The 9,980-nt window shown below is 60.4% G+C and carries 9 protein-coding genes and 2 tRNA genes; 8 read left to right on the top strand and 3 right to left on the bottom strand.

Annotation, left to right across the window (positions count from 1 at the left end; translation table 11 throughout):
- Nucleotides 1-2: 2 nt before the first annotated feature.
- The 5 genes from AC1DU9_RS28745 (at nucleotide 3) to AC1DU9_RS28725 (ending at nucleotide 6,115) form a co-directional block, all read left to right on the top strand.
- Nucleotides 3-79 (top strand) — tRNA-Asp (locus AC1DU9_RS28745).
- A gap of 458 nt (nucleotides 80-537) precedes the next feature.
- The gene (locus AC1DU9_RS28740) at nucleotides 538-3,369 is read left to right on the top strand and encodes a xanthine dehydrogenase family protein molybdopterin-binding subunit (protein WP_477811165.1); all 2,832 of its coding nucleotides are present in this window, start codon (nucleotides 538-540) and stop codon (nucleotides 3,367-3,369) included.
- Nucleotides 3,362-3,901, top strand: a complete 540-nt coding sequence (locus AC1DU9_RS28735) for a (2Fe-2S)-binding protein (RefSeq protein WP_007982256.1) — start codon at nucleotides 3,362-3,364, stop codon at nucleotides 3,899-3,901. The genes AC1DU9_RS28740 and AC1DU9_RS28735 overlap by 8 nt, the downstream gene beginning before the upstream one ends.
- 2 nt (nucleotides 3,902-3,903) lie before the next feature.
- Nucleotides 3,904-5,142: a c-type cytochrome gene (locus tag AC1DU9_RS28730; RefSeq protein WP_477811164.1), complete on the top strand. Its 1,239-nt coding sequence runs from the start codon at nucleotides 3,904-3,906 to the stop codon at nucleotides 5,140-5,142.
- A gap of 1 nt (nucleotide 5,143) precedes the next feature.
- A complete protein-coding gene (locus AC1DU9_RS28725; protein WP_477811163.1) occupies nucleotides 5,144-6,115 on the top strand; it encodes an XdhC family protein in 972 nt (323 codons plus the stop codon).
- 117 nt (nucleotides 6,116-6,232) lie between these two features.
- On the opposite strand, the gene AC1DU9_RS28720 is transcribed toward AC1DU9_RS28725, so the two are convergent.
- Nucleotides 6,233-7,516, bottom strand: coding sequence for an NAD(P)/FAD-dependent oxidoreductase (locus AC1DU9_RS28720; RefSeq protein WP_223457105.1), 1,284 nt, complete (start codon nucleotides 7,514-7,516; stop codon nucleotides 6,233-6,235).
- A gap of 184 nt (nucleotides 7,517-7,700) precedes the next feature.
- Between AC1DU9_RS28720 and AC1DU9_RS28715 the strand changes: the two genes are divergently transcribed.
- From AC1DU9_RS28715 to AC1DU9_RS28705, 3 genes are all read left to right on the top strand, one after another.
- Nucleotides 7,701-7,777: transfer RNA gene (locus AC1DU9_RS28715), tRNA-Val, on the top strand.
- A 311-nt stretch (nucleotides 7,778-8,088) separates the two neighbouring features.
- On the top strand, nucleotides 8,089-8,577 hold the full coding sequence (locus AC1DU9_RS28710) for a phage terminase large subunit family protein (protein WP_477811162.1): 489 nt from the start codon (nucleotides 8,089-8,091) through the stop codon (nucleotides 8,575-8,577).
- Nucleotides 8,574-8,933 (top strand): lysis system i-spanin subunit Rz, encoded by a 360-nt coding sequence (locus tag AC1DU9_RS28705; protein ID WP_477811161.1) that lies wholly within the window; start codon nucleotides 8,574-8,576, stop codon nucleotides 8,931-8,933. Before AC1DU9_RS28710 ends, AC1DU9_RS28705 begins: the two co-directional genes overlap by 4 nt.
- 89 nt (nucleotides 8,934-9,022) lie before the next feature.
- On the opposite strand, the gene AC1DU9_RS28700 is transcribed toward AC1DU9_RS28705, so the two are convergent.
- Both AC1DU9_RS28700 and AC1DU9_RS28695 read right to left on the bottom strand, forming a co-directional pair.
- Nucleotides 9,023-9,427, bottom strand: coding sequence for a hypothetical protein (locus tag AC1DU9_RS28700; RefSeq protein WP_477811160.1), 405 nt, complete (start codon nucleotides 9,425-9,427; stop codon nucleotides 9,023-9,025).
- A 263-nt stretch (nucleotides 9,428-9,690) separates the two neighbouring features.
- A partial coding sequence (locus AC1DU9_RS28695; RefSeq protein ID WP_477811159.1) for a hypothetical protein occupies nucleotides 9,691-9,980 on the bottom strand: 290 nt, incomplete at its 5' end.

The raw sequence follows: 9,980 nt of genomic DNA, 5'->3' as shown, positions 1-9,980 counted from the left end.
GCGCAGCGGTAGTTCAGTCGGTTAGAATACCGGCCTGTCACGCCGGGGGTCGCGGGTTCGAGTCCCGTCCGCTGCGCCATATCTGCCCCGAGGCCCACTGAACGCCTTGGAGCTACGAAGAAAGCCGTTGGTTTACTTCGAGTCGATAGCAAAGACCCTGGTCGAAAGACCGGGGTTTTTTGTGTCTGAAATTCAGGTTTTTCTCCTCTCGCCTTTTTCCAGACGGACCTTTCTGCGTGCCTCTTCGCATGAATGGCCGATTGGAGCTGCGACGCCGTCGTTCAGCGGCGCCTCTGACCTCGCGCTACCGAGATTCACGGCTACAGTTAACGTGCTGCGTCGAGTAGTCGCGTTTTTTTGATTTGTCAGTCAGTTTTTGGTTTTCCGTAAGGCCATAAGCCTATAAACTTAACCTTTCGGTCAGCTTTGCACTGTCAACAACAGCCTTTTGCATCGTCGAAAAGGGCTTCTGCAAGACTCGAGATTTCCAGTACATAACCAGAAGGGCGGACCCTATAACCGCCCAGAGGATGATCCATGTCCAACCGTGATATATCCCGGCGCTCGTTCCTTCAGGGCGGGCTGGTAGCGGGTGTGAGCGTGACGCTCGCGCCATTGAGCAGCCAGGCGCTGGCCGCCTTGATGGAAAACAGCGTGACCGTGCCGTCCGAGCAGTGGCTCGGCAACAATGGCAAGGCGCGCGCCCGTAACGATGCCTTGTCCAAGGTCTGCGGCAGCAAGGTCTTTGCCCGCGACATCCGCGCCAAGGACATGCCGGGCTGGCCGCAGCAGCAGGGCCACGCCATGCTGCTCAAAACCATCAAGGCGGACCGCACCTACGCGGGTCTGGACCTTTCATGGCTCGGTACCGAGTTGCAGCCCGACCGCATCGTCACCGCCGAAGACCTGGTCAAGGACGGTATCGTGTTCCCTGAGGAGCACGCCCCGGATCCGCTGTTGCCGGCCGGCAAGGTGCCGATGTTCATCGGCCACCCGGTGGCGATCCTGATCTGGAACGACTTCGAGCGTTTCCGTCAGGCCAAGAACCAACTCAAATTCAATGACAAGGCGATTCGTTACGGTGCCCAGGTACCGTTCTACGAAGGCGATCCCTACGGCAGCTTCCGCTACGTGCGTGTCGGCGGCACGACCTCGGCGGATGAAGACGAGTTCGCCAGCCTCAAGGATTCGATCCTGTTCCCGATGTTGAAAAACCGCCGTCCGGTGTGGAATGCCCAGCCGAACCTGCACGGCAACCTGACCGAGCGCGGGTTGTTCTACGCCGAGCGCATGAAGCAACAGATCGACACGCCGCCGGACAACTGGCTGGTGTTCGACGAGCGCTACAAGACCCCGTCGATCGAGCCGGCCGCGCTGGAGCCGGACAACGGCAACGGCTGGTACGACCCGGCCACCAAGACCTTGCATTTCGTCGTCGCCACCCAGTGCCCGCTGGAAACCGCGACCGAGACCGCGAAGATGATCGCGCCGTCGCGTTTCGGCCTGGCCAACCTGAACATGCACCCGGGTTATACCGTCGGTTACGGCTCCAAAGACCACAACATTTTCGTCTACTACGCAGCGTTGGCAGCGTTGTACGGCGCCGGTGTGCCGGTGCGTCTGGCCAACGACCGCTACGAGCAGTTCCAGAGCGGCATCAAGCGCCACCCGTTCGACATTCGCTACCAACTGGCGGTGGACAAGAACGACTACAGCTTCAAGATTTTCCGCGCTGAAATGAGCGTCGACGGTGGCGGGCGAATCAACTACAGCCCGTCGGTGGCTGCGGTGGGCGCCACGGCAGCCCAGTCGATCTACTACATGCCGCAGAACGATTTGCAGGTTACGGCCTATCACTCCCGCGCCGTTGAAGCCGGGTCGATGCGCGGCTACGGCACCCTGCAGAGCATGGCTGCGACCGAGATGATGGTCGACGAAATCGCCGGTCGCCTCGGTGTCGATGCCATTGAGCTGCGCCGCAAGAACGCACTGCGCTCGGGCATGAAAAACACCCAGGGCGCGATCCCGGCCGGTGCCTTGCGCCTGCACGAGATTCTCGACAAGGCGGCGGTCCACGACACCTGGAAAAACCGCGACGCGATCAAGAAACAACGCGAAGCCGCCGACCCCGATAACTGGTACGGCGTCGGTTTCGCCATTTGCCAGAAAGACTTCGGTACCGGTTCCGAAGCGCCAATGGCCAGCATTGAATTTACTGCCGAAGGCCGCATCAGCCTGCGCCACATCGGTATCGAAATCGGCACCGGCATGTCCACCTCCCAGGCCATGGTCGTGGCCGATTTCCTCGGTATCCCGGCGCACGAGGTGAAGACCGGCGAAACCCAGTGGAAAGAGTTGCAGCTGATCAGTGGCGGCAACCCGTACATCATGAGTCAGGCCGAGCAGGACAATTTCCTGCGCAATCCACGCTGGGTCGGCAAGGTCGCTTCGGCTTCGTCGGCCACCAACTCGGCGTACTACTTCAGCCACGCCACCCGTGAAGCGGCGCGCGTGCTGTTCAACCACGGCCTGTGGCCGGCGGCGCTGGAGATCTGGCGCCAAGGCCCTTATGGCGGTCAGGCCAACCCTTATGTGGTGCGCCGCGAAGACGCCCATTGGGTCGACGGCAAGCTCACCGCCAACGGTATGGAGCCACTGCCATTCGCCATGCTGGCCAAGCGCGTTCACGAACGTGGCCTGGTGAGCGGTGCCACCGTGCATGGTTTCAACCGCTGGAGCTGGGCCGAGGCCGAGTTCAGCATCGACGGCGTGCGTGAGCGCTTGCCGCTCGACGGCCTGGCCGTGAAGTACGGCGACGGTGCACCGAAGGCGAAGAAGGTGCAGATGAACAGCGCCGGTTTCCATCTGCTGGATCGGCAGGGCATCGCCTACCCGGCGACCCAACTGAACAACGCGGCGGTGACTTACTACAGCCCGGTCGCGACGCTGGTGGAAGTGAAGGTCAACAAGGGTTCGAACGAAGTGTCGGTACTCAACCATCACTCGTGGGTCGAGTGCGGTCGGGTGCTGGTGGAAGAACTGGTCAGGGGCCAGCTCGAAGGCGGGATCGCCATGGGCATCGGCCATGCGCTGATGGAAGAGATGCCGCTGTACGAAGGCGGGCCGGGGGAGGGTGACTGGAACTTCAACCGTTACCGTCTGCCGATGGCGCGTCACGTCGCGGTGTGGAAACAGACGGCGGACATCCTGCCGCCATTGTCGCCAAGCGACCCGTCCAAGGGCATCGCCGAGGTGGTGATGATCCCGGTGGTCGGTGCCATCGGTAACGCCGTGGCCCATGCCATCGGCAAACGTGTCCGCGACCTGCCTATTACTTCTGCACGCATCAAGGAGGCCCTCAATGGCTAACCGTCCGCTTCAACTGACCCTCAACGGTCAATCCGTCGGCCCGGTGGACATCCCTGATGACCTGCCGATGATCGACTACCTGCACGAATACAAGAACCTCACCGGTTCGCGCCTGGGCTGCGGCCAGGGCATCTGCCACGCCTGTGTGGTGATCGTCGACAACCCCGACGGCACCAGCGAGGAAGTGCGCACCTGCATCACCGGCGCACACTATTTCGAAGGCAAGAAAGTACGGACCATCGAAGGCCATGCGACCCGCGACGAGCAGGGCAAGGTCACCGAGCTGAACCCGATCCAGCAGCGCTTTGTTGATGAATTTGCCTTCCAGTGCAGCTACTGCGCGCCGGGCTTCGTCAATGCCGCGACCGTGCTGGTGGAAAAGCTGCAGCGTCAGCCGATCGTCAAAAGCCAGCTGGAAAAAGTCATCGAGGACAGCCTCGGTCATCACATCTGCCGTTGCACCGGGTACGTGCGCTACTACAGCGCCACCCGCAACGTGCTGACCGATCTCGGCCTGGTCAAGGAGGGTTAAGCATGAAGCTTCTACTTAGCCGCCTGGCGTTGGCGGTTGGTCTGGCTGCGCCTGTGGTGGCGGCTCACGCCGATGATGCGCAGGTCAAGCAAGGCGAGTACCTCGCCCGCGCCGCCGACTGCATGGCGTGCCATACCGCACCGGGTGGCGCGCCCTATGCGGGCGGTCTGCCGATCGTGTCGCCGTTCGGCACGATCTACGGCACCAACATCACCCCGAGCAAAGAGCACGGCATCGGCCTGTACAACGATGACGAGTTCTTTGCCGCGCTGACCGAAGGCAAGCGCCGGGATGGCGCGAACCTGTATCCGGCGATGCCCTACACCTCGTATCACCTGATGCCGCGAGCAGATTCCGACGCGATTCATGCCTACCTGAAAACCGTCGAACCGATCGAGCGCGCCGCACCGGTCACCAGCCTGAGCTTCCCGTTCAACGTGCGCCTGGGCCTGATGGGCTGGAACATGATGTACGGCAAGGACGTGAAGCTGGAGCCGGCTGAAGGCAAGAGCGAAGCCTGGAAGCGCGGCCAGTACATGGTCGACGTGCTGGGTCACTGTGGCGAGTGCCACACCCCACGCGGCTTGCCGGGCGCGATGCAGCAGGACAAGCGCATGACCGGCGGCATTCTCAATGGTTATCTGGCGCCGAGTCTGCTGGCCACTGACCTGGCGGCCCGTGGCTGGAATCATCAGGACCTGAGCTCGTTCCTCAAGCACGGCATGAGCGCCCAGGGCACGATGTTCAACGAGATGTTCCCGGTGTTCCACAACAGCACCCAGGGCCTCAGCGATCCGGATCTGGCGGCGATGGCGACTTTCCTGCTCGGCGATCAGCCGCCTGCGGCGAAGGTGCTCACCGAAGTGTCTTTCGACAAGCTGAGCCCAAGCGCCCAGCGTGGCCGTCAGGAATATTTGAATGTCTGTGCCGGTTGTCATGCGCCGGGCGGTGAGGGCAAGCCGCACATCGCCGTGGCCATGCGCGGCAACACCACGCTGCGCCTGGAAGATCCGCGCAACCTGGTGCGGGTGATCGACGACGGTATCGGTGAACAGAAGTTCTCCGGTTTCGAGCACATGCAACCGATGCCAGGGTTCGCCGGGAAGTTGAGCGACGAGCAACTCACGGATCTGCTGAACTACCTGCGTCAGGGGTGGGGCGGTCAGCCGAATGATCTGGCGGTGAACGACGTGCAGAAGTTGCGGGCCGATGCGCCGCCGCTCGAGCACAAGGCCCACTGATATGCAGCATCTCGATCTGCAAGTGGTGCGCCGGGCGCTGGAGTGGTCGGCGGACGGTCAGCGCATCTGGCTGTGTACGGTGCTGGCCACTTACGGCTCGGCACCGCGTGCACCGGGTTCGCTGCTGGCGGTGAACACTGATGGGCAATGGATTGGCTCGCTGTCCGGTGGCTGTGTCGAGGAAGACTTTCTCGAACGAGTCGCCGAGGGCGCGTTTCTGGACCCGGTCAGCGTTGTCCGTTACGGCGAAGGCGACGACCCACGCTCGCGCGTCAGCCTGCCGTGTGGCGGGGTGCTGGACGTGCTGGTCGAGAAGCTTGACGCCGATTGCGAGGTGCAAGCGCATCTGCGCGAGCTGGAGTCGGCACTGTTGGGCCGGCGTCGGTTGATCCGCGAAGTCGATCTGCAGAGCGGTGCGCGCAGTCTGTTCGATGATCGTGAGCAGGGTGTGCGTATCGAGCGTGAAATCGACCGGGTGCGTGYGCGCGTCGGCGCGGCCCAGCGTTTGCTGCTGGCCGGATATTCCAGTGTGGCTCAGGCCTGTGCAGAGTTTGCCGTGGGTCTGGGTTTCGAGGTGATTCTGTGTGATCCGCGGGACGAAGTGCTCGAAGGCGTCGTGCTGGAAAACGTGGAGATTCGTCGCCAACTGCCGTCGCTGTTCATCGCCGATGGCGGCTGTCACAGCGACACGGCTGTGGTGGCGTTGACCCACGATCCGCGTATCGATGATCTGGCGATGATGGAGGCTGTTCGCACCGAGGCGTTTTACATCGGCGTGATGGGCTCCATGCAGACCTCGCAAAAGCGCTTCGAGCGCTTGCGGCGTATTGGTGGGCTGGGGGATGTCGAGTTGGCGCGGATTCATGCGCCCATCGGCTTGAACCTGGGCAGCAAGACGCCGGCAGAGATCGCGCTGGCGGTGCTGGCGGACATTCTGCGGATTCGCAGCGGTATCCCACGAGATCGTCTCTAACCCCAAAAACCTGTGGGAGCGAGCTTGCTCGCGATGAGGTCGTAACATCCAACATATTCGTTGGCTGCTAGACCGATATCGCGAGCAGGCTCGCTCCTACAGTGTATTGCGTGTCGCTTAGTAGCCGAACCTGTCGCGCAATCCGTAATACCAGGCGCCCAATGCCGCGAACGGCGTACGCAGCATTTGTCCGCCGGGGAACGGGTAGTGGGGCAAGTCGGCAAAGGCGTCGAAACGCTCGGCCTGGCCGCGCAGCGCTTCGGCCAGTACCTTGCCCGCCAGGTGCGTGTAGGTCACGCCATGGCCGCTGCAGCCCTGGGAGTAGTAGATGTTGCCGCCCAAGCGTCCGACCTGGGGCAGGCGCGACAAGGTCAGCAAGAAGTTGCCCGTCCACGCGTAATCGATTTTCACGTCCTTGAGTTGCGGGAATGCCTTGAGCATCTTCGGTCGAATGATCGCTTCGATGTTCGCCGGATCCCGCGCGCCGTACACCACGCCGCCACCGAAAATCAGGCGTTTGTCGCCGCTGAGGCGGTAGTAGTCGAGCAAGTAGTTGCAGTCTTCGACGCAGTAATCCTGAGGTAGCAGGGTCTTCGCCAGTTCTTCGCCCAGTGGCTCGGTGGTAATCACTTGAGTGCCGCAAGGCATCGACTTGGCGGCCAGCTCCGGCACCAGATTGCCCAGATAAGCGTTACCGGCGACGATGATGAATTTGGCCCGGACCTTGCCCTGCGGCGTGTGCACAACAGGGTTGGCGCCGCGCACAATGCGCACCGCCGGCGACTGCTCATAAATCGTCCCGCCCAGGGACTCGACCGCCGTCGCTTCACCCAGCGCCAGGTTGAGCGGATGGATGTGGCCGCCACTCATGTCGAGCATCCCGCCGACATACTGATCGCAGGCAACCACCTCGCGAATGCGACGTTGATCCATCAGCTCGAGCTGGGTATGGCCGAATCGCTCCCACAGGCGCTTCTGGGACTCGAGATGCCCCATCTGCCTGGCGGTCATTGCGGCGAACACACCGCCGTCCTTCAAGTCGCACTGGATGTTGTACCTGGCGACCCGCTCACGAATGATTCGCCCACCCTCGAACGCCATCTGCCCCAGCAACTGGGCCTGCTTGGGACCGACCGTGCGCTCGATGACATCGATATCGCGGCTATAGCTGTTAACGATCTGCCCACCATTACGCCCGGACGCCCCGAACCCCACCCTGGCGGCTTCGAGCACCGTGACCTTGAAGCCGCTCTCCAGCAGAAACAGGGCAGAGGACAGCCCCGTATAACCGGCGCCAATCACACAGACATCGGTCTCGACGTCATCCTGCAACGCCGGGCGCGGCGGAGCCGCATTGGCCGATGCTGCGTAATAGGACTCGGGGTAGGGAGTGTTAGCCATCCGGCAGCCTCTGTTTAATATATTTTACGAATGCATTGATCCTACCCGAGTTGAAAATCGCCCGCCAGCCACCCGGAAAATCTTCTTCGTACCGACAAAATTAAATATTTTGCATATTCATAGGGTTAGCGCGAAAAAAGGTGTTGACACCCCTCCGGAATTCCGTAGAATGCCGCCTCACAGCAGGCACGTAGCTCAGTTGGTTAGAGCACCACCTTGACATGGTGGGGGTCGTTGGTTCGAGTCCAATCGCGCCTACCAAACAAAATCCGCTCTGCTGGGCGGTCTGGAAGGGCTCACCGAAAGGTGGGCCCTTTTTTGTTGTCTGCGATTTGTAACCCCCCCCCCCACTCGCGCCCGATGCCCTCCACCTGCCAGTACACGACTCCTGGTGTGGGGTTGCTCAAGGGCGGCCATGCATTGCGTATTGGGACGCCGAAGGGCTTCAATCACTGCTATGCACGTACCTGGATGGCAAGCCTGGCGGCGAGCCAGATCACAAGAGCTGGCAGTACACGTCGCTGCAGGGAGGAAACGTACCCGCTGAAGAACTGGAAGCGGCCCGTCGCAAGATGGGCCCGAGGACGTTTTGGCAGGAGTACGAGGCTGGCTTCGAGAACTGCTCGGGCGTCGTCTACTACACCTTCAACCGCGTCGAGTGTCGAACCAGTGAGCGCATCAAGCCTGACGAAGCCCTGCACATCGGCATGGACTTCAATGTGATGAAGATGGCGGCCGTGGTTTACGTCGTGCGCGACGGCCTGCCGCTGGCTCTGGATGAGTTTCACACTGTCCGCGACACCCCGGAGATGATTGAGAAAATTCAAGCGCGGTTCCCCGGGCACAGTGTTGCGGTATATCCCGACGCCAGTGGCCAGAACACCAGCAGCAAGAATGCTAGTGAATCGGATCTCTCGTTACTCAAGAAGGCTGGCTTCACAGTGGTGGTCGACTCGACAAACCCGGGCGTGAAAGACCGCGTGGCGCCAGGCAGTGGCAGGCCAACAGCTACGGGAAAATCATCGTGTCCAACGCGGCCAGCCGGCAGGCAGACCTCGTGAAGATCGCAAACGCAGGTGCAGCGCAGGCCCGCCAAGCAATCGAGCAACAGCAAGCTGCCGAACAGGCGCTTGCCAATCTCGACCAGAAAGCCCCAAAGGAGAAAATCGACGGCCTCGCCGAAAATGAAAAGCTGCGCAGCGCTGCTGCTGACTCTGCTAGCAGGCTGCGCATCGCGGGAAGTTGTCGTGCCGTTGGTGGGGACGTGCCCAGTTCCACCAGCCCCGCCGGCCTGGGCGATGCAGGAGCCGTCGAACTCTCTGCAGCTTCTGAATCAACTGTTTTCGATATCCGGGCCGGGATCATTGCCGAACAAGTAGCCTTGAAGGCGCTTCAAAGTGTGTGTGGCATGCGCTAGTAATCAGCCTGATTCTTTTGCCATTGCTGTCTCCAGCAGGGCTATCAGTGCCGCGGGGGAGGTGGCGGAGTTACTCTGCACTTGCATAATCAAACGTTCGAGGCTGAGCGACTATTGATAGCTGTCACGAGAGGCGTCGACGTGTCCGGCGAGAGACGCATTGGTTCGCTTTGACATTCCAGTGATTTTTCAATCCTGAGCCGCTCCCGCTGGCGAAAGGCTCTGATTGCCGGAACTGCCAGGACAAGGGAAAAAGGCCAGAGCACCAAGGCATTCAGGATGACCATGACGCAGGTGAATCGGTCAAAACTGCTCGCACCAACGAACACCTGCACTTTTTCAAGAACTATGTTCGGTTCGACCGACGAAGGGGTGTCGTTGATCCAATCATGACACCACTGCTTGACTTGGACACATAGTCCAACGAATAACGCAAAAATCCAGACTGCCCCCAAAGAAAAGCCAATCAGCAGCGTGGTTATGATGATTTCCATCCTAAGACCATCCCATTGAGAACTGATCAGCGTGCAAAGCTACTCTGGAGTTATGACAGCCGCAAGTGGCATTTCGACGGCCAGATAAATGGGGAATCGGCGACCAACGCTTCCACTCTGAGCGACTGCCCACCAAACAAAATCCGCTCTGCTGGGCGGTCTGGAAGGGCTCACCGAAAGGTGGGCCCTTTTTTGTTGTTTGAAATTTCATGAGATTTTTCCTGGTCTGCTTAAAGCAAGAGGCTTAAGCCTCTTGCCTCGCGTTACTGCGCCGTCGTTTGTACGGTGATATTCATGATTCCCCCTATATCCGGTGTTACCACCCGATATTCAATAGTGATGTTCGTAGTGTCCACTACATGACAGCGAATGAAGCCAGGCTCCAATGTTTTTACCGTTAACCCTGTCAGTGACGACTTAATATCCTGGTGGCTGGACGTATAAATAAAGCAGTGAGGAATAACCATGCCTTTAACTCCGGCAGTGTCTGGTTTGCCGACTATGGACGACGGCTGTTTAGAAAGGTTGGTTGACTTGGTACTACCACTAAAAC

Source organism: Pseudomonas sp. P4_C1 (assembly GCF_056402155.1).
This window is presented reverse-complemented; position numbering and strand designations above follow the sequence as displayed.

What these genes read in the sequence shown, in the direction of transcription:
- AC1DU9_RS28740 (WP_477811165.1), top strand. Translation starts at nt 538, where the DNA reads ATGTCCAACCGTGATATATCCCGGCGCTCGTTCCTTCAGGGCGGGCTG.
- AC1DU9_RS28735 (WP_007982256.1), top strand. Translation starts at nt 3,362, where the DNA reads ATGGCTAACCGTCCGCTTCAACTGACCCTCAACGGTCAATCCGTCGGC.
- AC1DU9_RS28730 (WP_477811164.1), top strand. Translation starts at nt 3,904, where the DNA reads ATGAAGCTTCTACTTAGCCGCCTGGCGTTGGCGGTTGGTCTGGCTGCG.
- AC1DU9_RS28720 (WP_223457105.1), bottom strand. Translation starts at nt 7,516, where the DNA reads ATGGCTAACACTCCCTACCCCGAGTCCTATTACGCAGCATCGGCCAAT.
- AC1DU9_RS28710 (WP_477811162.1), top strand. Translation starts at nt 8,089, where the DNA reads ATGGGCCCGAGGACGTTTTGGCAGGAGTACGAGGCTGGCTTCGAGAAC.
- AC1DU9_RS28700 (WP_477811160.1), bottom strand. Translation starts at nt 9,427, where the DNA reads ATGGAAATCATCATAACCACGCTGCTGATTGGCTTTTCTTTGGGGGCA.